The organism is Pseudomonas sp. MIL9, from assembly GCF_016887925.1.
In the GTDB taxonomy this organism is placed as follows: Bacteria; Pseudomonadota; Gammaproteobacteria; order Pseudomonadales; family Pseudomonadaceae; genus Aquipseudomonas; species Aquipseudomonas mohnii.
In genome coordinates this window covers 34,164-57,543 of record NZ_JAFEHE010000010.1, presented here as the reverse complement: position 1 = coordinate 57,543, position 23,380 = coordinate 34,164, and the positions used below count along the sequence as shown (strand labels likewise).

Sequence of the window (23,380 nt, the reverse complement as noted above, 5' to 3'; positions counted from 1 at the left end):
CTGAACTGAACTCAAGTGTCGGTAGTTTGGATAAAGAGATTGACCGGGAAATCCCCCAGCGCGGCGCTGATCATCAGCTCCCTGTTTTTTGTGACTGTGATGCTTGAAAAAAGTCCCTTTAGATTCTCGTCAGCGGTCGCGAACGGCACATGGATTCGCGTATCGCCCCACAGCGGCGCGTTCACCTGCGGTTCGGCACTGTTTTCCAGCAGCGCTGCGCAACGGATTGGCACGATGACGATGGCGCGTTTGCCCTCCCATTCACGAACAAATCCCAGCACTCGATGAGCCTGGCTGCCGACGACTTCGAGGGCCTGGTAAGTCCCCCGTCGAAACAGTTCGGCGTGCTCGGTGCGTACGTTCAAGGTCTGCGCAATCAAGGTTTGCTTGATGCGCCCGTCGCGCCAGTTCGCCAGTAGATCAGGCAGATTCACGACTTGCTGCAAGGCCTGTTGGCGGCTGGCGTAGTCCACTGGCCGGCGGTTGTCCGGATCGACCAGGCTGAAGTCCCAGAACTCGGCGCCCTGATAGAGATCCGGGACCCCCGGCACGGTCATGCGCAGCAAGGTTTGCGCCAATCCGTTGAGTGCGCCGGGCGCCGCAATCGCATGCACGGCCTTGCCGAGCGCCGTGCGCAGAAAGTTGCCCTGCGGGCTCAACAGCAGGCGCTGGATGAAGGTTTCAACCGCTTGCTCGCAGGCTTCGTTGGGCGCGCTCCAGCTGCTTTGCAGCTTGGCTTCACGCAGGGCTTTGCGTTGCCACTGCCAGAGGCGTTCGGCGTAGGCCTGCAGCGCCGGTTGATCGTCAGCGTTCAGGTCCAGCGGCCAACTGCCGAGGATCGCTTGATACAGAATCAATTCATCACCCACAGACGGCTGCTGATCATCGTCGCGCAACGGGCGGGCGAGGGCGCGCCAGAGGCCGATCTGTTCGACGTACCACTGGCCGTGTTCGCTTAACACCGCCAGGCGCGCGCGAGTGTCTTCGCCGCGCTTGTGATCGTGGGTCGCGGTGGCCAGCAGATTGTCCGGGAACTCGGCGAGACGCTGTTCGCATGCCGCGTGAAACCCCTCGACCGGCGCGCTGAACTGTTCGGTGCTGAAGCCGACGTCGTTACGCGACAGCAGCACCGCCGAACGATAGAACGCGGTGTCTTCCACGGCCTTCGCCGCTGCCGGCGAGGTCAACTGCTGAAACCGCACGCAGGCATGTTTGAGGCGCTTGCGCGCGCGTCCGGCCGGGTATTTTCGCCACGGCTCGCCGCCCAGCCAGCGGGCCAGGCAATCGAGTACCGGCCAGTCCGCTTCGCCCAGGGTTTGCCGGGCACCGTCCATGGCCCGCTGGAAAAAAACGTTGTCCTGGGCCGATCGCCCGAGGGGGCTGATGTAGGTGCGGTACACCGGAAAATGCACGATCAGTTCCTGCAGTGCCCGGCGGATCGCGCCCAGGGTCAGGTCGCGGGTCATCAGGTCTTCCCGGGCCACTTGCAGCAGCGCCTGGGCGACACTTTCGAAATCCCCGGCCAGGGAGCCGTTGAGGATCTGTTGCCGGGCCAGTTGCGCCTCCTGCCGGAAATCGGCGGGACGTTCGCTGTGCCGCTGCCAGATTCTGCCCAAGGCCTGCTCGCCTTGGGGATCGTGTTGCAGCAGCGACACCTGGTTCATGAATTCATAGCCGGTGGTGCCGTCCACTGACCAGTCGCGATGCAGGGTTTCGCCTTCGCCGAGGATCTTCTCCACGTAGATCGGCAGGTGCCGGTCGGGGACCAGGCTGTCGACCCGCCGCCGCAGCTTGCGGCAGTAACCCCGAGGGTCGGCGAGGCCGTCGATATGGTCGATGCGCAGGCCATCGACCAGTCCTTGCGCCACCAGTTGGAAAATCTTTGCATGGGTCGCTTCGAACACCGCCGGACGTTCGACCCGCAGGCCGCCCAGTTCGTTGACATCGAAAAAACGCCGCCAGTTGATGTCATCCGCAGCCGTGCGCCAACTGGCGAGGCGATAGCTCTGGCGTTCCAACAGGTTATGCAGGCGCTGGAAACCTTCACGGGTGAGCGAATCATAGGCTTTGACGTTGTGCTCAATGGCCTGGAACATGGCCGGATCGGTGGCCAGCTCACGCAACTCGTCCTGCAAGGGGATCGCCAGGCTGTGGGCATCGGTCTGGTAGCTCAATGTAGTGAATCGATCGGCCAGGGATTTCAGCGGCTCGATGTCGGATTTGAGCAGCTCGCCGTAGGTCATCGGGCAAATCGGAAAGTGGTGTTCGTAATGCTCGACAAAAAACGCGCCGTGTTGCGCATCGAAGCGCAGGGGCAGGGTGCCGTCCTGCAGGGCGACCCCATAGTCGCTGCCCAGGAACGGCAGCAGCAGTTGCCCCTCCATCAACGGGTCGGCGGAGTGCCACTGGATATCGAAGAACTCGCCATAAGGGCTCAGGCGACCCCACTCAAGCAAGTCCAGCCACCAGGGATTGTCACTCCCGCCGACCGCCATATGATTGGAGACGATATCGAGGATCAGCCCCATGCTTTGCTCGCGCAACGCGCTGACCAGGCGGCGCAACGCCGCATCCCCGCCCAGCTCCGGGTTGACCGTGGTCGGGTCCACCACGTCGTAGCCATGCATTGACCCGGCGCGGGCGCTCAGCAGCGGCGAGGCATAGACATGGCTGATGCCGAGGCGGGCGAAGTACGGCACCAGCGGCACCGCATCGTCCAGGGTGAAACCCTTATGAAACTGCAGCCGCAGGGTGGCCCGCAGCGGCTGAATTGGCAGCGTGCTCATTGGTCACGCTCAGCCGCCTGAAGCCGCGCGCAGGCGAGCAATTCCAGGCGTCGCGAGGCGTCCGGGTCGTCCAGCAGGGCCTCGCTATAGCCCGACAGGCGTCGTGACCAGTTGGGATGGGTATCGATGGTGCCGGGCAAGTTGGCCTGCTGTTCGATGCCCAGTGCATCTTCGAGTGGCAGCAACACCAGCGGCGCACGGGTATGACCAAGGAAACGCACACTGGCGTCGAGCACCTGATCGGTTTCGTGGGACTCTTCGCGAAAGTTCTGCGGGTCCTGGCTCAAGGCCCTTCGCAGGCCTTCACGTTCACGTTCGCGGTGATGGCGCCACTCGATTTCAGCGTTGGCATCGATGAGGTTGAGCCGCGCGTTCCAGTCGATGTCGCGGCCATGCCACCAACCGTTGAGGGTTGGCAAATCATGGGTGCTGGTGGTCGCCAGTGCGTTGTCCGGCCAGTCGAGGATCGGCTTGAAGTGGGTGTTGTCCTGTTCGAACAGCAGCACTCGCATGCCCAGCATCGAACGGGCGATGAGTTTTTCCCGCAGACCGTCCGGCACCGTGCCGAGGTCTTCGCCAAGGACGATGGCCTGGTGGCGATGGGATTCCAGGGTCAGCAGCCGCAGCAAGTCGTCCACCGGGTAATACAGGTACGCACCGTCGGCGGGCGGCGCGCCGTTGGGGATGACCCATAAACGTTGCAGGCCCATGACGTGGTCGATACGCAGGCCGCCGGCGTGGGCAAAGTTGGCCCTGAGCATTTCGATGAAGGCGCGAAAGCCGTTGCGTACGAGGCCTTCGGGAGAAAACGCGGAAATCCCCCAGCCCTGGCCGGTGCGGTTGAGAATGTCCGGCGGTGCGCCGACGGTGAGGGAGGCGAGCAATTCGTCCTGGCGACTCCAGGCCTGGCTGCCACCACCGTCAGCGCCGACGGCCAGGTCGGTGATCAGGCCAATGCGCATGCCGCTGCTGCGGGCGGTTGCCTGCGCACGCTCCAGGCAACGGGTGATCAGCCACTGGCAAAAAGCGAAGAAACCGATGCGGCCAGCGTTTTCTTCGGCGAACTCGGCCAGGGCGGCGCTGCGCGGGTCGCGCCATTGCTCGGGCCACTGACGCCAGTCGAGGTTTTCGCCCCGTGCTTCGCGAACCTCTTGAATGGCTTCGAACCGGCAGTGATTTTCCAGGGCTTCGCCCCCGGCGTGACGGAAGCTGCTGAAGTCGGCATGCAACGGGTGTTCGCCCTGTACGAAGCCTTCGTACAACGCTTGCAACAGCCGGTGCTTGGCTTCGGCGGCGGCGGGCCAGTCGATCAAGGCGCGCTCTTCCAGATCCTTGAGCTGTACGCTCAGGCCGGTGGCCTCGATGGCGGCGCGCATCGCATGCTCACCGAGGACCGTCCCCGGCGCGCAATAGAGGCTGTTGAGAAACAACCGGCTGGACGGAGAGTAAGGACTGTAGCGCCGGGTATCGCTGGCAAACATGGCATGCAGCGGACTGATCGCCAGTGCTTCGGCGCCGCGTTCGCCCGCGACCCTGGCCAGGTCTTCCAGGGCCTGGGTATCGCCGAAGCCACCGTCACCTTTGCGTCGCAGGGCATACAACTGCACGCTCAGGCCCCAGGTGCGCGGGATCGGACTGTCCACGGCATCGCCTACGCTAAAGCAACGTTCGGGGGCCACGGCCAGGGTAAAGGTCTGGCCATCGATCCTGACGTGCTGGTAACCCACGGGAATCAACCCCGGCAGAATCGCCTCGGCGTCCAGCTTGAGGGTGAGCCGTGAACCATCCTCGAGGTGGATCTCGCACGGCGCGTGCGGTTCGAAATGATGGGACAGATCGAGACCGACACCGAAGTCGGCGGTAATCAGTGGCGGCAGTTGCCGGGTTTCTTGAACCTGCTGCAATTGCTGAAGGCTGGCGTCGATTTCCTGAGCGCTGCCGGCCGGGTGGCCGAGTCCGGTCAGAACACTGCGCAAGACCGAAGGTGCAACTTTTTGCGGGCGACCATTGGCATCAATCCAGTCGACCGCGAGGCCAGCCCTGCTGGCCAGGATTTCCAGTTGCGCATCACTCATTGGCGCTCTCCATCGGGGGTTGCAAAGGGGTTGCGGCCGTGAGGCTGACAAGCGCGCAATAGGGGGCCAGAGTGCCTTTGTCCAGGTGCTCGGCCGAATGTGGCGGATGTTCGAACAACAAAGAGCTGCTGACCGACGCTGTGTGGAGTACCGGCGTGGCACTAAGGTTCAGATCAATGCGCAACAGACGGCCATCGCCCAGTCGCCATGACGCACTCACCGCACCGACTGCCAACACCTCGGCGCCCAGTGCCTGGGTGCCGGGCAGGTACGGGATGATCTGCCGATGGCGGATATGCAGCAGGCGGCGATACAGCTCGTGCATGGGCGACGATCCATTGGCTGTCAGCACAGGGCGGGATGATTCGAAGGTCTGCGGCGCGTTAGGGTCGGGAATCCGCTCGCGTTTATGCGGATCAGTAAACGCGGCGAAGGCTGCAAACTCGTTACGCCGTCCTTCACGCACCCATTGCGCCAGTTCGCCGTGGTGGCTGGTGAAGAACAGAAAGGGTTGTTCGGCGGCGAACTCGTCGCCCATGAACATCAACGGAATCATCGGCGACAGCAGCAACAGGACGGTGGCGGCCTGCAGTGCCTGAGCAGGGGCCAATTGATGCAGGCGCTCGCCGAAGGCGCGGTTGCCGATCTGGTCATGGTTCTGCAAAAACAGCACGAACGCGCTGGGCGGAAGGTGCCCGCTGGGCTCGCCTCGGGGCTCGCCGCGACGGTTGATGTGTCCCTGGAACACGAAACCCTGACTCAGGCAGCGCGCCAGTTGCCCGGTAGGGTTTTGCGCATAGTCGGCGTAATAGGCGTCGGTTTCTCCCGTCAGCAATACGTGCAAGGCGTTGTGGCCGTCGTCGTTCCACTGCGCGTCGTAACCCTGTTCCAGCAGGCGGGCCTGGTTGTGCTCGTTTTCCACCATCAGCCAGACATGGCGTGACGGATCGCTCTGCCGGCGTACCCGCCGGGCCAGTTCCTGGAGAAAATCCGGGTCGTCGATGGCGTGCACCGCGTCCAGGCGCAAGCCGTCGAAACGGTACTCCAGCACCCACATCAGGGCATTCTCGATGAAAAAATCCCGCACTTCGCGCCGACGGAAGTCGATGGCCGCGCCCCAGGGAGTGTGCACGTCTTCGCGGAAGAAGCCGCTGGCATAGCGATGCAGGTAATTGCCGTCGGGACCGAAGTGGTTGTAGACCACGTCGAGAATCACCGCCAGACCATGACCGTGGGCGGTGTCGATCAGGTGTTTGAGTTGGTCGGGCGAACCATAGGAGGCCTGGGGAGCATAGGGCAGCACCCCGTCGTAGCCCCAGTTACGCTCACCGGGGAATTGCCCCAGGGGCATCAGTTCGATGGCGGTGATGCCCAATTCCACCAGGCGCGCCAGTTGTCGCTCGACGCCCTGGAAGCCGCCGAGCGCCCCGACGTGCAATTCGTAGATCACCGCCTCATTCCAGGGGCGGCCAGCCCAGGCATTGTGTTGCCAGTGATAGGCGAGCGGATCGACCACCACGCTGGGTTGGTGGATATCGCCGGCCTGGGCGCGGGAGGCCGGGTCGGGCACCTCCATTTCGCCATCGATGCTGTATCGATAACGCGTGCCCGCCGGGCAACGGGTTTTGACTACGAACCAGCCGTCGTCCTGTGGCAACAACGGCAAGGATTGTCCATTTTCCAGTTCGACACTGACGTAGAACGCATCTGGCGCCCACAACGCAAATTGCGTGTGCTCCGCGTCCAGCATGATTGCGCCGTGGGGCCAGGTCTTCAGGGTCCGTAACGGCATTTCAAAGCCTCTTTATTGTTTGTGCGATTTCCCCAGCGCCTTGGCCACCAGTTGTTCGTAGAGTTCGGCGTAGGGTTCGACGGCCTTGCACCAGTTGAACGGGGCCGCCATGGCCCGGCAACGCATGGCATGCAGCAGATCGGGGAATGCGAACACCTTGAAGGCACGGCTCAGGGCTTGCTGATAACTCTCCACCGTCGATTCATCGAACAGGAAACCGGTCACACCGTTTTCTATGGTGTCGGCCAGGCCGCCGGTGTTGCGCGCCACCGGCAACGAACCGAAACGCTGGGCGTACATCTGGCTCAAGCCGCAAGGCTCGTAACGCGAAGGCATCAACAGGAAGTCGCTGCCGGCGAACATGCGTCGGGCGTCGGTCTCGTTGAAGCCGATGCGTACGCCGATTTGCCCGGGGAAGCGCAACGCCAGTTCGCGCATGGCTTGTTCTTCTTCCGGTTCGCCCCGGCCGATGATCGCGATCTGGCCACCGGATTTGACAATGTATTCGGAGACCGCTTCGGTCAGGTCCAGGCCTTTCTGGTAGACCAGTCGCGAGACCACGGCGAACAGCGGGCCTTCGGAGTCTTCCAGGCCAAACAGTTCGCGTACGTGGGCGGCGTTGACCGCTTTGCCTTCCCAGTCGCCAATGCTGAAAGGGCGGAACAGGTGAGTGTCGGTGGCCGCATCCCAGCTTTCATCGATGCCGTTGGGAATGCCGCTGAGCAGGCCTTGCTGGGTTTTGGCGGCGAGGAAACCGTCGAGACCGCAGCCGAAGGCCGGCGTGGTGATTTCCTGGGCGTAGGTCGCGCTGACGGTGGTGATGTGGCTCGAATAGGCCATGCCGGCCTTGAGGAACGACATCTTGCCGTAGAACTCCATGCCTTCCTGTTGCAGCGCGTGGTGGGGGATGCCCAGTTCCGGGCAGGAGCCGAGGCTGGTCACGCCCTGATACGCCAGGTTGTGGATGGTGAACAGGGTCGGCGTGCGTTGCCCGCGCCAGTGCATATAGGCGGGCGCCAGGCCGGCCGGCCAGTCGTGGGCATGCACCAGGTCCGGGCACCAGTGAATTTGTGCCAGGTTGGCGGCGATATCGGCGGCCGCCAGGCCCAGGCGGGCGAAGCGAATGTGGTTGTCCGGCCAGTCGCGACCGTTGTTGGCGCCATAAGGCGAACCTTCGCGTTCGTACAACTCGGGGCAGATCAACACATAAATGACCAGGCCGTCGGGCATGTCCATGCGCCCGATCTTGCAGGGTGGCAGGGCGGCATGGCCACCAAGCTCGCCGATGATATGAATCGGGTTTTCGCTGTGCAGCACCTGCGGGTAGCCGGGAATCAGCACGCGCACGTCGTGCAGATGCGACATCGCGCGGGGCAATGCCGCGGAAACGTCGCCCAGGCCCCCGGTTTTCACCAGATCGGCTATCTCGGAGGTCACAAACAGTACTTTTTTCTTGTTCGGGTTCTGACTGGCAACCGGTGTCAGCACCTTGGTGACGGGCACGCTGATCGATTGGGCGCTGTGGGCGCTCACGGCGCTCGATTCACCGACCTGTTGATGAGCACGCTCTCCCTGAATATCCAAAGCCGCACTGATCATATGCATCTCCCGTGTTGTTGATCTAATTCTTAGGTCTGGCAAACGGCATTTCATGGCCAATTCCTGTGGCCGGGCGCAAAAGCGCTACACATCGATGAGCAAGAGCTGCCCAAATGCGCTGAAGCAGAATGGGTGAAGTAGCTGTTGCAAAGATTGCACCAGTCGTAACGCACCTGCCTTTCAGTCGACCGATCACCGAAGGCAAAAGTTTCGACTTTTTTCCCACTTTGTGACCGACCGGTTTTTTCCCGCGAACGTGAGTCTAGGCCAGAACTTAGAGCGGTGAAGCTCAGATGGCAAAATTGTTCGACAATCGGTTTAACGAGGTACGGACGTGCCGGATTGCGGGGCAAACGCACCGACGAAGTGCAGTTTTTTTTGTTAAAACGGCTGAAAAAGAAGCAGAACTGTCACATCGGTGTGCGTAGGCCAACAGTTGAGGTGCACCATTGCGGTGCGGGGGCGGTGTGGTGTTTGATCTGGCCTCTTCGCGAGCAGGCTCGCGCCCACAGAGATTCACGGTGTGAACACAACCTGTGGGAGCGGGCTTGTACTCAGGCCAGTAACCGAATGGGCGTACCGGCGGACCAGGCCTGAATGTCTTCGATCATCTGCGAAAAGAACAGCTGGTAATTCTGTTGGCTGACATACCCGACATGGGGCGTGGCCAATACATTGTCCAGAGTCCTGAAGGGATGAAGAGGTGGCAACGGCTCGATGTCGAACACATCCAGCGCCGCGCCTGCCAGCTGACGTTTCTGCAAGGCCTTGATCAAGGCGGCCTCATCGACAATCGGCCCCCGCGCCGTATTGACCAGCAGCGCCGTGGGTTTCATCCAGCCCAAGGCCTCGGCGTCCACCAGGCCTCTGGAGCGCTCGCTGAGCACCAGATGCACCGACAACACATCGGCCTGTTCGAACAGCTCCTGTTTGCTGACATGGCTCACACCCACTTGCGCGGCCCGTTCGGCGGTAAGGTTCTCACTCCAGGCGATGACGCGCATGCCAAACACCTGCCCGAACTGCGCGACACGCTGGCCGATGCTGCCCAGACCGAGAATCGCCAGGGTCTTGCCGTGCAGGTCGCCGCCCAGCCCTTGCTGCCATACACCGGCACGCAGGGCATTGGCTTCCGCCACGAGGTTGCGGGTGGCGGCCATGATCAGCGCCCAGGTCAGTTCCGGGGCAGCATGCTTGTAGCTGTCGGTGCCGCACACCTGGATGCCCAGGGTGGCGGCGGCTTTGAGGTCGAGGGCGAAATTGCGCATGCCACCGGTGACCAGCAACTTGAGTTTGGGTAACTGGCGAAGCAGCGCCTCATCAAAGCGCGTGCGCTCGCGCATCACGCAGATCACGTCAAACTCACTCAAGCGAGCCGCCATCGTGGCGTCGTCCGCCGGGTATTGATGAATGAAACTCACTGGGCCGATGCCTTCGAGCACTGACCAGTCGACCACGTTGCGGGCCACGTCCTGCCAATCGTCAATTACTGCAATCTGCACCGCCATTTGCCTTATCTCATCAACGCACGGGGTTGGTTTTGTTTAGCCAGGCGAGCAGCGCCTGATGGAATTTTGCCGGTTCTTCCATCTGCGGTGCGTGGCCCAGGCCCGGGAACTCAATCAATGTCGATTGCGCAATCCGTTGTGCCACTTGCTTGCCGAGCACGTCGTAGTGGCCGATTTTTGCCTTGACCTCGGGAGCCGCGATGTCGCTGCCGATGGCGGTGGTGTCGGACGTGCCGATCAGCAGCAGGGTCGGCATCTTCAGGTTCTGGAACTCGTAGTACACCGGTTGGCTGAAGATCATGTCGTAGATCAGCGCCGAATTCCACGCGACCTGTGCATGGCCCGGGCCTTTGTTCAGGCCGGCCAGCATGTCCACCCAGCGGTCGAACTCGGGCTTCCAGCGCCCGGCGTAATAGGTGTTGCGTTCATAGGTGCGGATGCCATCGGCGCTGAGCTTGAGTTCGCGCTCGTACCACTGGTCAACGGAGCGCCAGGGAACGCCCAGGGCTTTCCAGTCTTCCAGGCCGATGGGGTTGACCAGCGCCAGTTGCTCGACTTGTTCGGGGTATTGCAGTGCGTAGCGAGTGGCGAGCATGCCGCCGGTGGAGTGGCCGAGCAGGCTGGCCTTCTGGATACCAAGGGCTTTGAGCAGTTGCCGGGTGTTACTCGCCAGTTGCTGGAAGCTGTACTGATAGCGCTCGGGTTTGCTGGAGGTGCAGAAACCGATCTGGTCCGGGGCAATGACCCGATAACCGGCGTCACTCAGGGCTTTGATCGAGGTGTCCCAGGTCGCACCGCAGAAATTCTTGCCATGCATCAGCACGACGCTGCGGCCATTGGCCTTGCCATGGGCGGCGACATCCATGTAGCCCATTTGCAGGGATTGGCCCTGGGACTCAAACTCGAAATGCTTGACCGTGTAGGGGTAGTCGAACCCTTGCAGCTCAGGTCCGTAGGCCGGGCCCTCGGCGTAAGCGCTGACCGGCAGCGCGGCACTCAGCAGCAGACCGGGCAACCAGCGGGAGAGGGTGGGTGACATGGGGGAACTCCATGGGAAATCCGCCGATGCTGGATCGGCTGGATTAGGGCGACATTAAACAGGCAATCGCCGAGGCGGTTGGTTCAACCCATCCAGCCCAGGGTGATCAGCGCCAGCACCCCATAACGGGCGCCCTTGGCCAGCGTCACGATCAGCAGGAAACGCCCCAACGGTTCACGCATGACGCCGGCCACCAGGGTCAGCGGGTCGCCGATCACCGGCAGCCAGCTCAGCAGCAGCGACCAATGACCGTAACGCTGGTAATGGTGACGGGCCCGTTCCAGATGCCGAGGACTGACCGGAAACCAGCGCCGCTCGCGAAAACGTTCGATGGCGCGGCCCAGCCACCAGTTCAGCAGGGAGCCGAGGACATTGCCCAGCGTCGCCACCGCCAGCAGCACCCACAGCCAGTACCGATCGCTGAGCAGCAGCCCCACCAGGACCGCTTCGGACTGCAAGGGCAGCAACGTCGCGGCACCGAAGGCTGCCAGGAACAGCCCCATGTAAGCGCCGAAAATCAATGGGCCGGGTAGTCCGCCACCACCACATCGGTGCCGTCCTTTTTCAGGCCGATGACTTGATACGCATCGCTCATGCCATCCATCTCCATGCCCGGCGAGCCCATGGGCATGCCGGGCGCGGCAACACCCAGGAGATCGTCACGCTTGCTCAGGGCCAATACCTGCTCGGCCGGTACGTGACCTTCGACGAATTTGCCGTTGATCAAGCCGGTATGGCATGACGCCAGACGCGGTGGCACGCCGTGCTGTTGCTTGAATTCGCTCATGTTGCTTTCGACATGGTCCTCGACCTTGAAGCCGTTGGCCTCCAGGTGGCTGATCCATTTTTTGCAGCAACCGCAATTGGCGTCGCGATGGACTTCGATAGGGACCAGGTCGGCGGCCTGGGCCAGGGAGGAGATCAACAGGGCGCTCAAGGCAACCAGACGCAGATGGATTCGCATGGAAAATGGGTCTCGTCTTGCGGGCAAAGGAAGGCATTCTGACCAAAATATCCTTTCGGGCATTCAAGGATTGTTTCTAATTGATACAGAGTTGCTCAGCCCTAGCCTCGCAGATCCCATCTGACAAGCCGATGAGGCGGACATTACAAAACGGTCAGGTACGTCGTAGAGGGGGGAATGCAGAGCCTGAAACTGATGGCGAGAGCGGCGACCCGGTGCTTAGCCTGGCAAGAACGTCGAAACGCCAGCCTGAATTCGAACAGTGCTGGCCCGCTCAGGCAATCGAACGGGCCAGGCCATTATTTTTCCGGATCAAGATTCCACTAAGAAACCTGGTTGTCAGCACGCTGATTGAATGAAGCGCCGTCTGATGAATGAGGGGTGTTATCGGCGCTGGTAGTAACCCGGTCCGCCGTGATCGTAGTGACGGTCATGGTCGTGCCAGCCACCGTGGGGGAACACGATGCAGCCACTCAGGGACAATAGAGCCAGCAGGGGAATCAGCAGGGTGATTCGACGCAACATTTGAAAATCCTCATGGTTATCGCCGAGATAAAGCTAAAACTCTTCATCGGCTGTAACATGAGACCCCGTTTGCAGCCACTCATCCCCGAAAGACGGTAGGGTCTTGGCATGCATTCGGATACAACGCGGATACATTTTTCAGGTTCAGGCTTACATTCAGGAAATGGCAATGACCCAGTCGCAACGTTTGAAATACTCGATTCTGATTTCCCTGGTGGTGCTGGGAATCATGTTTGGCCTTTCGTATTTGCAGAGCACAGGGGTCATCGGCGAAAAGCTGTTTCAATACATCGCCATTGGCGTGGCGGTGATTGTGGTGGTCATCAATGGTGTGATGCGCCGCAAGGTCAAGCCCTGAGCACTAAGCCCAGGGTTTGATCATGCCTGTTGCAGGACCGCGGCGGCCTTCGGGTGCAGGCTGTAGCTTTTGTCCGGATTGAGGACAATCACGCCTTCACTGCACAGGCGTTTGAGCACTTCGCGCACACTCAGGAAGGACAGCGGAATATCCAGCTCCAGCAATTGAGCGTGCACGCCACGCACGCCCAGGCTGCGCTCTTGTTCGGCGGCCGTCAGCAAGGCGTCGATGACTTTCAGGCGTATCAGACTGGTTCGCAGGCCGAAGCTCTTGAGCAGTAACCTGATCCGCTCATTGCCGTGGCGTTCGGCAGGCGGGTCAAAGGTTTCGCTCTCTATGGCGGTGCTGACTGGCGCATGGCTAGCGTCCGTCGGCAGTTGCGAGTTGTACATGGCAAAACTCCTGTTGCGAGGCTCATCAGGAAAAAACGTGTGCGCTCGTACCTGACTGGACGTATGAGCCCCGCAAATGATGAAGACTCAAATGTAGAAATTTTGTCGTCATTGCGTCAGCGACCCGTGAGCCCCGCAGCATTACCCGCCAATGGCCTGAATTTTTGTCGTTTGTTTCGTTCCGGAGTGGATGCGCTGTGCGTGTCGATACGCAGAACTGAAGGCCGCACCCGGCAAGGGTGGCGGCCTTCAGCTTTTCGGCGTTTGTTGCGGAATGGAGTTGAGGACCGGGTTGCCGTCCTTGTTGCGGGTCAGGTAGACCGGCAGCACCTTGGGCAGTGTCGCCACCAGGGTGTCGAGCTCCTTGATGTTGTAGACCCCGCCGATACGGATCGCACCGGTGCCGTGATCAGCGATCATCAGCGGTTTTTTCAGGTAGCGGTTGATCAATGGCAGCGCATCGCTCAGCGCCAGGTCATCGAGGACCAGTTTGCCGCTACGCCAGGCCAGTGAATTGTCGCGGTCGTCAGTCTGACGGATGCGGGGAACGCGATCACCCTGCTGATAGCTCGCCTGCATGGCAGGGCCGAGTCTCAAACCATCGCCGGACGGGTCATCATGGCTACTGACCAGCACCGAACCTTCGATCAGGTTCACTTTTACCTGGTCTTCGTACATCCAGACATTGAATCGGGTACCGGTAACGCGGATCTTGCCTTCGCCGGCCTTGACCACGAACGGGTGGGCGGTGTCATGGGTGACGCTGAAGAAGGCTTCGCCTTTTTTCAAGGTGACCCGACGCTGATCCTTGTACTGACTGTACGTCAGCTCGCTGCCCAGGTTCAGCTCGACCTGACTGCCATCGGTCAGGGTTACCTGACGAACAGAATCGGTGGCCTCGAAGTGCTGGTACGAATTCGGCAACCAGCCGAGGTTCCAACCGCTGTAGGCCGCCAGCGGGAGGGCCAGGGCACAAACCGCCGCGGCGATGCCGAAGGTACGCCAGGGTGTCCGGGGTCTTGCTTGAACCATCGGTGCGACGACAGGTTCGGGACGGGGCAAATCCCCGGCGACATCCCAGATTTCCAGCATCGCCTGGTACTCGAACGCATGGAGCGGGTGGGCATCCCGCCACCGCTCGAACGCCAGACGTTCCTGCGCGGTGCAGTCATCGGCGTGCAAACGCATGCACCAGTGCGCTGCCGCATCGGTAATGGCATCGTATTCGGCTGGCGAGAGAGCGTTGTCGGTCATTGACTCATCCTGATTTCCCGCATTCTAACCTTGAGGCCAGTCGGCGAGAACATCGGTCATGGCAATTACCCATCAAAGGGCGCTTGTTTTTCGGCAAGACGCGGAAAACCCGGGGTTTCCATCATCGCAGCGAAAAATCATGCGCAGCCTCGCGCGGCTGCGCATGTTCGTGTCGGTCAGGCCTGTGAGGCGGACGTGCCGGGCAACGGGTCCAGTTGTCGGCCCATCTCGCAGATCAGGAATGCAATTGAATCGGCATTGCGCAAGATGATGTCAATCCGCTTGTCCGGGCTGTGCCGGTCGAGAAAGGCTTCCCGTGCCCTTTCCATTGTTCGGGTGCCGACGATGTTCAGGATCGCCTTGCCCACGTGATTCAAGCCTGGAATGTCGTTCAGGTCGATCCATGCCTGCTCATTGTCACTCCAGCGGGCGAACAGTTCTTCCCGAGGTGTCCCGAGCGATAGCGCTGCTCGCTGGAAATCGACCTGGCTTTGCTTCATCGCACGCCCATTTTGGGTAATGGATGTCACCAGATCACTGAATGGCCGTCTGGCCTCCAGCGATGCGATATCCACGGCGTTTGAAAACAGGTGCGCGAACTCATGGATCAGCGTGGCGGCCTGACTGTGTCCGTCGACATTGAAGGGCTCGGTCAAACAGAACTTGTACCAGTCCAGTTGCTGATCGAAGAACCTTTCGGTGAAATGCACGTTTTTGCGTGCATCCTGCTGCACGACGAAAGCGATCAGGTTGGCGTGTTGGTATTTGTTCGAACCGACGATAAATCGTTCGCTGTTCAGCAAGTCTTCATCGGGGTCTACCAGTGCCGTGCAGACGGGAACGATGGTCTGTTTGATTTTGTCGAGCAGGCTGTTATCGACGCTGTGAACATCAAAGAAACGTTTGAGGAAAGTATCCAGTCGCGTACCGGGGAGCAGTTGCCTGAGTTGCGCCAGGTTATGCAGGCTGTTGAAGGCGTAGTAGCGCGCCATATCGATCGCCTGCACGATCATCCGGGCCTTTTCGGGATGGTGGGTGCGTATGTCTACCATGCCCCGCGCTTCGATGTTCAATACTCGCCTGACCTCATGGTTGGTCGCGTATCGATTGTGCATTTTCGACAGGGCTTTGCCGTAGTGGATGGTATGCAGGTCCGGGTCGACCACCATTTGCCGTGTCGGCGATTGCCGCAGCGACGGGCCGCTCTCGTTGTCCCGCAGGAGCTGCCAGACTGCGCCCGGTTTAGCGACGCTGTACACCTTGCCGGCGATGGCGGCATAGCTTTTCTTGCTGACCGGGTCGGAGTAGGTGCCATCAGTCTGGCGCTTGGTAAAGTCTTGCAAGGCCACGGTGGGTGCTTCGAAGGGCTGCAGTGCCGTACGCGACGTCGCCGTCGGGCGGATTTTCGCCCATTGCGGATCGTTCACCGGGGCGATAACCGGCTCGTCTTCGGCGGTCGCTTGATCGGCAATGGCGGAGGTTTCCAGGGACAACCGGCCCAGGGAGACCATTTGTAGGGCACCGGCAATGAAGGCCTGCAAGGCTCTTTGCCAGTGATGATCCTGCAGTGCTTCGGCGGACGCCTCGAAGTCTTTGAAGCTTTGCCACAAAAACGATATGCAGGCGAGTTTGCCCGGCAACAGGCCAATCACCCGTTTGATGCCAGCGCTGAACAGGTTTTTCAGCGCCTCCCAGTCCGACTGACCGCGGGTATCGGACTGGCTGCCGAACATCTGCGACAACAGGTTGACGTTGTCGCTGAACATCTGGCTCAGAAAATTGCCCATCAGGGGGGACGAGGCTAGGGTGATTTCGCTTGGTTGTCCGACGGAGGACTTGAACAGGTTGGCGAACACCGTGCGCTGATTTTCCGGTAAACGGCGAATCAACAGGTCCTGCAGCGGTCCCGGTTCAGTCAGCGCTGCGACAGCGCTGGCCTCGTTCTCGAACTCACTGAAAACCGCGGTGGGATGGTAGGGCGCTAACAGCACCTGCGGTCCGAACTTTCCCGCGCCGGGACCGATCAGGTAAAGGCCCAGGGCTTTCACGGCGGCGCCCCCCGGCGTCTTGATCAACTCCAGCGGCCGGACGACGGCATGCGCCCCTTGCACGGCCGCCCGGGCGATCGCGTCCGGCATGTCCACCACTTGCCCGATCAAGTCGAAGGCGGCGGCAGACAAGTGTTGCTGCAGTTTCAAGGCATGGGCGTGTTGCAACAATTGCCACGGCAGTTGCCGGACAAAACGCAGCTTTCGGCTTTCTGCATCCGCACCGGTCAACGCGTCGTTCACCAAGGTGGCGTAGTCGCGCTGGATCTCCAGCGACTGAAGAAGTTGCTGGATCGCTGTCCGGTCGAGACGGGCTGGCAAGGTCTGGCCGGTCGCCGAAGCGATCTTGAATCCGCTCCCTTGATCGACGTTGATGTGGTTCAGGGCAACCTCGGTCAGGGTTCGGGACGGTCCGGCCAGCGCTAGGCTGGGGGTGATTTCGATCTCGTCAGGGTCCAGCGTCGTTTCGGGGAATCGGCTGGCGAGCAAGGCTTTCAGGCGGGCATGCACGTAGGACGACAGGGTCTGTATCCCGTGCAGATAGTCTTTATCGTCTGTCACGCTGTGGCGATATTGCTCCAGCAATTCCATGTGCAATTGCTGCTCTTGCACCGGTGCCATGCCAAGCCAGCCCGGCAAGGTCTGCTGTCGCGAGATGCTCTTGGCGATCAGCGTGGCCCGGCGCAAATTGGTGTCGATGACGGTATTGGCAAGCGACTTGAGGGCTTTGTGCTTTTTCTCATCGCCAAGGTCCTGTGTGCGTAGGTGCTCGCAGGCCGACAGAAAGTGATCGATGGCCGTTTGCGAGAGGTGCTGCAGGACGTTGCCCTCGATCAATCTCAGGGAGTTGAGTGAATAACGGCCATGGGTTTTGCGCTGGGCGGTCGTGAGGTTTTCCAGCAGTGCCAGGCACTTGCGAGGGTCGAGCAGGCGCAGGTTCAGCGCCTGTTTCACGCTATCGACTGAATCGAAGACCTCCAGCCCTGCCGCCGGCGTCCACAGAATGGCCCGGCCTGAATGCTGGTTATCGAGCCCGCCACGCTCGGTCAGCACCAGGCAGTTGGACAGCGGCAGTACGTCCTGCTGCCCGGAGTACTCAAGGACCAGTGAGTAAGCGTCTGGCCGGAAGCCGTTGAGCGCGCGGCGATTCTTGCGATCCGGTTGGTCCGGGTTGAGCACGGTATCGACGATCGCTTGTTCGAGGTCTCGCAGCGTGGCTTGCAGTACGCGCAGGCTGGCTTCCCCGCGTATCCCGACGGAAAGGGCGTGGGCCAGTCGAGGTTTCATGTCCTCCAGATAGAGCCGTTGCAGTGCCAACGAGGCAAGCGGCTGAGCGGTGAAGTCGACGCGGATCAGCGCCTCCACGTCATTGAAGGTTTTGATGTGCTGGGTGGCGGTGTCTGCCCGCACGATCGAGGGCTGTTGCTTGCCCGCCAATACCGGTCGGGTACTCCAGCGGCCATGGGTGTCGAGCGTCAGCAAGCGTTCACTGAGCATCGAACGTATGTCCAGCGCCTTGTCGAACAGGGCGTGGATGTCCATGTTGCCGTCGCTGTAACGGAACACCTGCAAGGCGTACTCCATGTTTTGCAGTTGTTTGCCGATGATCGCCTCGAACAGGGTGCTGAATATCGAGCCGGAAATCACCTCGCCGGAAACATGAGGTTTATCGAAGCCGAGGAAGCGATTGCGCTCCTCCAGTGTCAGCAAACCATAGAGTTCGTCTTCGTGGCCGGCGGCGCTGAACTTGCTCAGCAACGTGGCCTTGAGGTCCGGATAGTCCTTCAAGACCTGTAGCCCCTGAGTCGGGGTATAGAGGTAGGCCTTGGCATGGCTGATCATCAACGAGCCCGCCAGTTCGACGTAATGCCCCTGGTATTCCCACAGGTGCACGGTTTCCAGGGTCGGGCGCCTGATCGTCGTGGCTGTCGTGGCCGTCTGCTCAATCATGCCGTGCAAGGCCTGGAATTGTTCCGGGCTGATGATCCCGGCTTCGCGTTTGAGCAGTAACTCTGCCCGTGCCTGCTCACCGATCGCACGACTGAAAAACCTGCGGCGCGATCCGCCATCCAGCGCGACCGCTCCCCAGTACCGCTGCAGAAGCCCGGAAAGCAGGTGGTTGAGTTTGCGCGAAGCGGCCTCTACAGCGGTTTCCCAGTGCTGCTGGTCGGTGCTGGTCGATGTCCTGTCCGGATGGGCAAACTCATGAAGTTCGCCGCTGGGCCAGCGTTGATGGCGGTAGTAAAGCAATACCGCGTCACTCAGCGACAGTGAGCTGCGCCAGCGCCGAACCGGTTCCTGGCCATGGTTCTCCGGCGCGGGCAGTGTGTAGAAATTAACTCGCGTCCGGCTTTGATCCAGGCCCGGAAATGCCGACTGCAGCCACTCATCAAGCATCGTATCGAGCAACGAGGCGAGGGTCGGGAGCATGAGCAATTCATCGAGCATCGCCTGATCGTTGAGTCGTTGCTGGTGCGCGATGGCCGCGTGCTGGTCCTCGAACACGTCACCCTCGATGACCTGGAATGTCACCTGGATCTTGTCGCTGGCGGCCAAGGCTTTACGCTGCGCGAGCGACATCAGTGCCAGTAGCCGATCGTCCTGGGTGGCACTGTTGAGGCGCTGTTCAAGTTGGCTTTTCAGCGAGACGAGACGGTCGAACTTCTTGATGCCGTCGTAAGGGGTGTAAAGGATCAAGCCGTTGTCATCTGGCGTCAGGCTCAAGACAAAACTGCCGGCCAGGGACGTGTAATCGAACCCTGTGGCGTTTACCAGGACCTTGTGCGCCAGCATGGGCGGCGTTTGTTGACTGCGCAGCGCCTGGCTGGCCAGTTCCACGTGGCCCAGCCATTCGAAGTCCTTGCGGGACAACCCGTGGATTTTGCCAAGGTCGTTCCAGAGCCCGGGCGATTGCAGGGCCTCGGGGAAAAAAAGTGGGGCGGGGGAAACGGGCATCGTCGAGTCTCTTTCGGGGCGCCGGTGAGTGCGCCTGTGGGTCGAGTCTCGAGCCTAAAAAACCTCGAATGGCAAAAGGTGGTAGATAGTTAGTACCCGGTTGTCAGGTGTTTGTGACACCGCAATACTCCTCCCGGATAACACGGCCTCATCTAAAAGTTGACAGGTCGCTCGCCCCGCGTTGTTAATCGGCGGTCTTTATACGCTGTTGCCCCCTCCAAAAATTAGTCTGGAGCTTCAGATGTCTGCGCCACACGATCAAGTGTCTACTGTTGTCTCGCAAAACCTGTCCCTCGACGAGTTGACAGCGTTGCTTGAGAAGATATTCCAGCGTCATGGCACCTCGGCCGAGGTCGCTCGGGTACTGGCTGAAAACTGCGCGGGCGCCGAACGCGACGGCGCGCACAGCCATGGGGTGTTCCGGATACCGGGATACGTCTCGACGCTGCAGAGCGGTTGGGTAAACGGCAAGGCCGTACCGGTGGTCGAGGATGTGGCTTCGGGGTTTGTCCGGGTCGACGCCGACAACGGCTTCGCGCAACCGGCTCTCGCCGCCGCCCGGGCCTTGCTGGTGGAAAAAGCCCGCAGTGCCGGCATCGCGGTACTGGCGATCCGCAATTCCCACCATTTCGCCGCATTGTGGCCGGACGTCGAGCCGTTCGCTTATGAGGGGCTGGTGGCGCTCAGCGTGGTCAACAGCATGACCTGCGTCGTCCCGCATGGCGCCGACCGACCGTTGTTCGGCACCAACCCGATTGCCTTTGCGGCGCCGCGGGCCGACGGTGATCCGATTGTCTTTGACCTGGCCACCAGTGCCATTGCCCATGGTGACGTGCAGATTGCCGCGCGCAAGGGCGAGCGGTTGCCACCCGGCATGGGCGTGGACAGCCTTGGTCAGCCGACCCAGGATCCGAAGGCAATCCTCGAAGGTGGCGCGTTGCTGCCGTTCGGCGGGCACAAGGGCTCGGCGCTGTCGATGATGGTGGAGTTGTTGGCGGCGGCCCTGACCGGAGGCAATTTCTCTTTCGAGTTCGACTGGAACAACCATCCCGGCGCCAAGACCCCATGGACCGGTCAATTGCTGATCGTGATCGATCCGTCCAAGGCGGCGGGGCAGAGCTTCGCCGAGCGCAGCCAGGAGTTGGTGCGGCAGATGCACGGGGTGGGTTTGAAGCGCTTGCCGGGTGACCGGCGTCATCAGCAACGGGCGAAATCGGCGACGGCGGGTATTGCCCTGGATGAGCAGACACTGGCCAATCTGCGGGAACTGGCGGGGCTTTGATCCTGGAATAACACCCCCCGATGAATGTAGGAGCGAGCTTGCTCCGGGCGGCGTTCCGGCGATAGCGGCGGCACATTGATGTTGAATGTGCCGCCGCCCTCGCGGGAAAGCCCGCTCCTACAGGTTTTCAGAGCGACTGCAATTCAGCGGCGCGCCAGCAACAACCCGACCACCAGGCCAAACCCGGCAGAGACCGCAACGGTTTGCCATGGATGGCCGCCAATGTAGGTTTCGGTGGCGTCGACTGCAGGTTTGGCCCGATCACGCACACTGGTGAGCGAGTCCCGGGCCAGCTGGAGTTTCTGGGCAATCTGCCCACGGAGTGTCTCGGCTTCCTCTCCCACCAGTGAGGCACTGCTTTTCAGCAGCTTCTCCGACTCTTCGATCAGCGCCGATAACTCACTGAATGCCTGATCCTTGATTTGATCTTCGGCGACTTGTGCGGCGGTTTTCCGGGCCATTTAAGGACTCCTTGCAGGTAAGTGGACAGTGAACAATGGAGTGCGCCGCGATTGAAAAAGTTGCAGCGACTTTTCCCACGGACTTGATCCCGCAAAAATCCGGCGCAGGACGATTCATCCTACAGTGTAAGATGTCGCCTATTTTACGCAGCAGGAAATTCCCATGAGCTTCAATCTGGCCGACAAACCCCTTGCCGAGCGCGCTGCGCTTGAAGATGAGAAATCACGTCTGTTCGAACTCTGGCAAACCAACCTGGGCAAAGCCAAGGGCGAAGCCGCGCGGTTGTTTGGCGAGCGCGGCAAACGCAAAGGCAAATGGGCCGAGTGGGTCCGTGCCGAACTGGATGGCATGTCGCCGCCGGAGTTCTCGAACATGGTGCGCAGTGAAGTCAATCGCCTGATGGCGGCCAATAAGTAACGCCTAGGCAAAACTCGCGACGATCGCTTCACGCACTTTCAACACCACCGGATCGAGCTGGGTGCTGGTACGCCAGCCCAGTTCGATCGGGTAGCGGGGCAGCGCCAAAGGGCAGGGCAGCAGCGCCAGCCCTGTGAGCGCCGCGATGCTTCGGGCAGCGTGGGCCGGGATGGTCGCCACCGCCTGACTGCCCTTGAGCAGGTGCGGCAATGCCGCGAAATGCGTGGTCGAGGCACAGACCCGCCGGCTCAAGCCGACCGCCGCCAGGCTTTCGTCGGTGATCCCGATGAATCCACCCGACGACACCAGAATGTGTTCGCGGGCCACAAACTCCTCAAGACTGATGTGCTGCTGCCCCTCGGCCAGGCTGAGCGGATCGACCAGGCACAGGTAGTTTCCTTCACCCAGCACCTGACGACTGAGCAAACGTTCGGCAAACCCGCCGGCGGTAATCGCCAGGTCGATGCTGCGGTCCATCAACGCCTGCGCGACGATCTGGCTGTGAGTCTGGCGAAAGATCAGGCGCAGTTTTGCTGCGCTGCGGGCAATTTCCTCGATCAACCGTCGGCCGTAGGCAATCTCGAAATCATCGGACATGCCCACCGTCACGGCGCGCCCGTCGTAATGATTGGCCGTCGGATCGACCATGGCCAGGCTCTGCCGGCATTTGTTCAGCGCATCGCTGACCACCGGTTTCAATTGATTGGCTTTGAGCGTTGGCGCGAGGCCGCGACCGGTGCGTACGAAAAGCGGATCGCCATACACCTCGCGCAGCCGGCGCAACGCCGCACTGACTGCCGATTGCGTGACGCCCAGGCGCAGGGCGGCGCGACTGGCGCTGGACTCCTCATGCAGGGCTTCGAAGACTTTGAGCAAGTTGAGGTCGACGTCGGTGATATTCATTTGATTCATATCATTCAGCAGTGAATGGGGCTTTATTCATGATTGCGTGAGGCCGGAGAATCAGCAACACCTGATGTGAATGGAGTGACCGCGATGCCCAAATCAATTGTTGCCGCCCTGCAAATTGGCGCCTTGCCCGGTGGCAAGGGCGAAACCCTGGAACAGATCCTGTCGTATGAAAACGCAATCATCGAATCCGCCGCTGCGCTGGTGGTGATGCCTGAAGCCTTGCTGGGCGGTTATCCAAAAGGTGAGGGCTTTGGCACCCAATTAGGCTACAGATTGCCCGAGGGCCGCGAAGCCTTCGCCCGCTATTTCGCCAACGCCATTGATGTACCTGGGGTGGAGACGGATGCGCTGGCCGGATTGTCGGCGCGCACGGGCGCCAACCTGGTCATTGGCGTGATCGAGCGTGCCGGCAGCACCTTGTACTGCACCGCGCTGTATTTCGACCCGCAGGCCGGGCTGGTCGCCAAGCACCGCAAGCTGATGCCCACCGGCACCGAGCGCCTGATCTGGGGCAAGGGCGATGGTTCGACCCTGCCGGTGATCGACAGCCAGGTCGGGCGGATTGGGGCGGTGGTGTGCTGGGAAAACATGATGCCGCTACTGCGCACCGCGATGTACGCCAAAGGCATTGAAGTATGGTGCGCGCCGACCGTGGACGAACGGGAGATGTGGCAGATCAGCATGCGCCATATCGCCCATGAGGGCCGCTGCTTTGTGGTCAGCGCCTGTCAGGTCCAGGATTCGCCGCAAGCCCTGGGCTTGGACATTGCCAACTGGCCGGCGCAGCGACCGCTGATTGCCGGTGGCAGCGTGATCGTCGGCCCCATGGGCGACATTCTGGCAGGGCCGTTACGTGACGGGCCAGGTTTGCTCACGGCTGAAATCGACACCGATGATCTGGTCCGCGCCCGTTACGACTACGACGTGGTGGGCCACTATGCGCGCCCGGATGTGTTCGAGTTGACAGTGGATGAGCGGGCCAGGCCCGGCGTGAAGTTCAGCGCATGACACC

The 23,380-nt window shown here is 61.0% G+C and carries 18 protein-coding genes; 4 read left to right on the top strand and 14 right to left on the bottom strand.

Translation table 11 applies throughout. From position 1 onward, the window contains the following. Positions 1-11: 11 nt before the first annotated feature. The 9 genes from JQF37_RS12865 to JQF37_RS12825 form a co-directional block, all read right to left on the bottom strand. Positions 12-2,786, bottom strand: coding sequence for a malto-oligosyltrehalose synthase (locus tag JQF37_RS12865; RefSeq protein ID WP_130206156.1), 2,775 nt, complete (start codon positions 2,784-2,786; stop codon positions 12-14). Beyond that, positions 2,783-4,861: a 4-alpha-glucanotransferase gene (gene malQ / locus JQF37_RS12860; protein WP_130206154.1), complete on the bottom strand. Its 2,079-nt coding sequence runs from the start codon at positions 4,859-4,861 to the stop codon at positions 2,783-2,785. Before malQ ends, JQF37_RS12865 begins: the two co-directional genes overlap by 4 nt. Next, positions 4,854-6,653, bottom strand: a complete 1,800-nt coding sequence (gene treZ, locus JQF37_RS12855) for a malto-oligosyltrehalose trehalohydrolase (RefSeq protein ID WP_130206152.1) — start codon at positions 6,651-6,653, stop codon at positions 4,854-4,856. The genes malQ and treZ overlap by 8 nt, the downstream gene beginning before the upstream one ends. A 12-nt stretch (positions 6,654-6,665) precedes the next feature. Further along, positions 6,666-8,252 carry a glycogen synthase GlgA gene (glgA, locus tag JQF37_RS12850; RefSeq protein WP_103406084.1) on the bottom strand — a complete coding sequence of 529 codons (1,587 nt, stop codon included), beginning with the start codon at positions 8,250-8,252 and terminating at the stop codon, positions 6,666-6,668. 554 nt (positions 8,253-8,806) lie between these two features. Beyond that, positions 8,807-9,760 carry a D-2-hydroxyacid dehydrogenase family protein gene (locus JQF37_RS12845; protein WP_130206150.1) on the bottom strand — a complete coding sequence of 318 codons (954 nt, stop codon included), beginning with the start codon at positions 9,758-9,760 and terminating at the stop codon, positions 8,807-8,809. Between the two features lie 13 nt (positions 9,761-9,773). Next, positions 9,774-10,799, bottom strand: coding sequence for an alpha/beta hydrolase (locus JQF37_RS12840; protein WP_130206148.1), 1,026 nt, complete (start codon positions 10,797-10,799; stop codon positions 9,774-9,776). 83 nt (positions 10,800-10,882) lie between these two features. Next, positions 10,883-11,317, bottom strand: coding sequence for a YqaA family protein (locus JQF37_RS12835; RefSeq protein WP_130206298.1), 435 nt, complete (start codon positions 11,315-11,317; stop codon positions 10,883-10,885). After that, positions 11,317-11,763, bottom strand: a complete 447-nt coding sequence (locus tag JQF37_RS12830) for a DUF411 domain-containing protein (RefSeq protein WP_130206146.1) — start codon at positions 11,761-11,763, stop codon at positions 11,317-11,319. Before JQF37_RS12830 ends, JQF37_RS12835 begins: the two co-directional genes overlap by 1 nt. A 384-nt stretch (positions 11,764-12,147) precedes the next feature. Beyond that, on the bottom strand, positions 12,148-12,288 hold the full coding sequence (locus JQF37_RS12825) for a hypothetical protein (protein WP_167361821.1): 141 nt from the start codon (positions 12,286-12,288) through the stop codon (positions 12,148-12,150). Positions 12,289-12,457: 169 nt separating this feature from the next. On the opposite strand from JQF37_RS12825, the gene JQF37_RS12820 reads away from it, so the two are divergent. Beyond that, positions 12,458-12,646: a hypothetical protein gene (locus tag JQF37_RS12820; protein WP_130206144.1), complete on the top strand. Its 189-nt coding sequence runs from the start codon at positions 12,458-12,460 to the stop codon at positions 12,644-12,646. Positions 12,647-12,666: 20 nt separating this feature from the next. Here JQF37_RS12820 and JQF37_RS12815 read toward each other — a convergent pair whose 3' ends face one another. From JQF37_RS12815 to JQF37_RS12805, 3 genes are all read right to left on the bottom strand, one after another. Further along, a complete protein-coding gene (locus tag JQF37_RS12815) occupies positions 12,667-13,038 on the bottom strand; it encodes a fe2+ zn2+ uptake regulation protein (protein WP_130206142.1) in 372 nt (123 codons plus the stop codon). Positions 13,039-13,287: 249 nt separating this feature from the next. Continuing rightward, on the bottom strand, positions 13,288-14,292 hold the full coding sequence (locus JQF37_RS12810) for a FecR family protein (RefSeq protein ID WP_130206140.1): 1,005 nt from the start codon (positions 14,290-14,292) through the stop codon (positions 13,288-13,290). A gap of 176 nt (positions 14,293-14,468) precedes the next feature. Next, positions 14,469-19,295, bottom strand: coding sequence for a DUF6543 domain-containing protein (locus JQF37_RS12805; RefSeq protein WP_204149675.1), 4,827 nt, complete (start codon positions 19,293-19,295; stop codon positions 14,469-14,471). A gap of 241 nt (positions 19,296-19,536) precedes the next feature. Here JQF37_RS12805 and JQF37_RS12800 point away from each other — a divergent pair, with 241 nt between their 5' ends. Further along, on the top strand, positions 19,537-20,577 hold the full coding sequence (locus JQF37_RS12800; RefSeq protein WP_130206136.1) for an Ldh family oxidoreductase: 1,041 nt from the start codon (positions 19,537-19,539) through the stop codon (positions 20,575-20,577). Positions 20,578-20,720: 143 nt separating this feature from the next. Here JQF37_RS12800 and JQF37_RS12795 read toward each other — a convergent pair whose 3' ends face one another. After that, positions 20,721-21,038 carry a DUF883 family protein gene (locus JQF37_RS12795; protein ID WP_130206134.1) on the bottom strand — a complete coding sequence of 106 codons (318 nt, stop codon included), beginning with the start codon at positions 21,036-21,038 and terminating at the stop codon, positions 20,721-20,723. A 163-nt stretch (positions 21,039-21,201) separates the two neighbouring features. On the opposite strand from JQF37_RS12795, the gene JQF37_RS12790 reads away from it, so the two are divergent. Beyond that, positions 21,202-21,456, top strand: a complete 255-nt coding sequence (locus tag JQF37_RS12790; RefSeq protein ID WP_130206132.1) for a hypothetical protein — start codon at positions 21,202-21,204, stop codon at positions 21,454-21,456. A gap of 3 nt (positions 21,457-21,459) precedes the next feature. Here the strand turns inward: JQF37_RS12790 and JQF37_RS12785 are convergent, their stop codons facing one another. Next, positions 21,460-22,368, bottom strand: coding sequence for a LysR family transcriptional regulator (locus tag JQF37_RS12785; protein ID WP_130206130.1), 909 nt, complete (start codon positions 22,366-22,368; stop codon positions 21,460-21,462). Positions 22,369-22,452: 84 nt separating this feature from the next. Between JQF37_RS12785 and JQF37_RS12780 the strand changes: the two genes are divergently transcribed. Beyond that, the gene (locus tag JQF37_RS12780) at positions 22,453-23,376 is read left to right on the top strand and encodes a carbon-nitrogen hydrolase family protein (protein WP_130206128.1); all 924 of its coding nucleotides are present in this window, start codon (positions 22,453-22,455) and stop codon (positions 23,374-23,376) included. Positions 23,377-23,380: the final 4 nt, after the last annotated feature.

Excerpts from the sequence above, each read along its gene's own strand:
- JQF37_RS12845 (WP_130206150.1), bottom strand. The coding sequence starts at position 9,760 with ATGGCGGTGCAGATTGCAGTAATTGACGATTGGCAGGACGTGGCCCGC.
- JQF37_RS12790 (WP_130206132.1), top strand. The coding sequence starts at position 21,202 with ATGAGCTTCAATCTGGCCGACAAACCCCTTGCCGAGCGCGCTGCGCTT.
- JQF37_RS12825 (WP_167361821.1), bottom strand. The coding sequence starts at position 12,288 with ATGTTGCGTCGAATCACCCTGCTGATTCCCCTGCTGGCTCTATTGTCC.
- malQ (WP_130206154.1), bottom strand. The coding sequence starts at position 4,861 with ATGAGTGATGCGCAACTGGAAATCCTGGCCAGCAGGGCTGGCCTCGCG.
- JQF37_RS12810 (WP_130206140.1), bottom strand. The coding sequence starts at position 14,292 with ATGACCGACAACGCTCTCTCGCCAGCCGAATACGATGCCATTACCGAT.
- JQF37_RS12865 (WP_130206156.1), bottom strand. The coding sequence starts at position 2,786 with ATGAGCACGCTGCCAATTCAGCCGCTGCGGGCCACCCTGCGGCTGCAG.
- JQF37_RS12830 (WP_130206146.1), bottom strand. The coding sequence starts at position 11,763 with ATGCGAATCCATCTGCGTCTGGTTGCCTTGAGCGCCCTGTTGATCTCC.
- JQF37_RS12800 (WP_130206136.1), top strand. The coding sequence starts at position 19,537 with ATGTCTGCGCCACACGATCAAGTGTCTACTGTTGTCTCGCAAAACCTG.
- treZ (WP_130206152.1), bottom strand. The coding sequence starts at position 6,653 with ATGCCGTTACGGACCCTGAAGACCTGGCCCCACGGCGCAATCATGCTG.
- JQF37_RS12780 (WP_130206128.1), top strand. The coding sequence starts at position 22,453 with ATGCCCAAATCAATTGTTGCCGCCCTGCAAATTGGCGCCTTGCCCGGT.
- JQF37_RS12805 (WP_204149675.1), bottom strand. The coding sequence starts at position 19,295 with ATGCCCGTTTCCCCCGCCCCACTTTTTTTCCCCGAGGCCCTGCAATCG.
- JQF37_RS12815 (WP_130206142.1), bottom strand. The coding sequence starts at position 13,038 with ATGTACAACTCGCAACTGCCGACGGACGCTAGCCATGCGCCAGTCAGC.
- JQF37_RS12795 (WP_130206134.1), bottom strand. The coding sequence starts at position 21,038 with ATGGCCCGGAAAACCGCCGCACAAGTCGCCGAAGATCAAATCAAGGAT.
- JQF37_RS12820 (WP_130206144.1), top strand. The coding sequence starts at position 12,458 with ATGACCCAGTCGCAACGTTTGAAATACTCGATTCTGATTTCCCTGGTG.
- glgA (WP_103406084.1), bottom strand. The coding sequence starts at position 8,252 with ATGATCAGTGCGGCTTTGGATATTCAGGGAGAGCGTGCTCATCAACAG.
- JQF37_RS12840 (WP_130206148.1), bottom strand. The coding sequence starts at position 10,799 with ATGTCACCCACCCTCTCCCGCTGGTTGCCCGGTCTGCTGCTGAGTGCC.
- JQF37_RS12785 (WP_130206130.1), bottom strand. The coding sequence starts at position 22,368 with ATGAATCAAATGAATATCACCGACGTCGACCTCAACTTGCTCAAAGTC.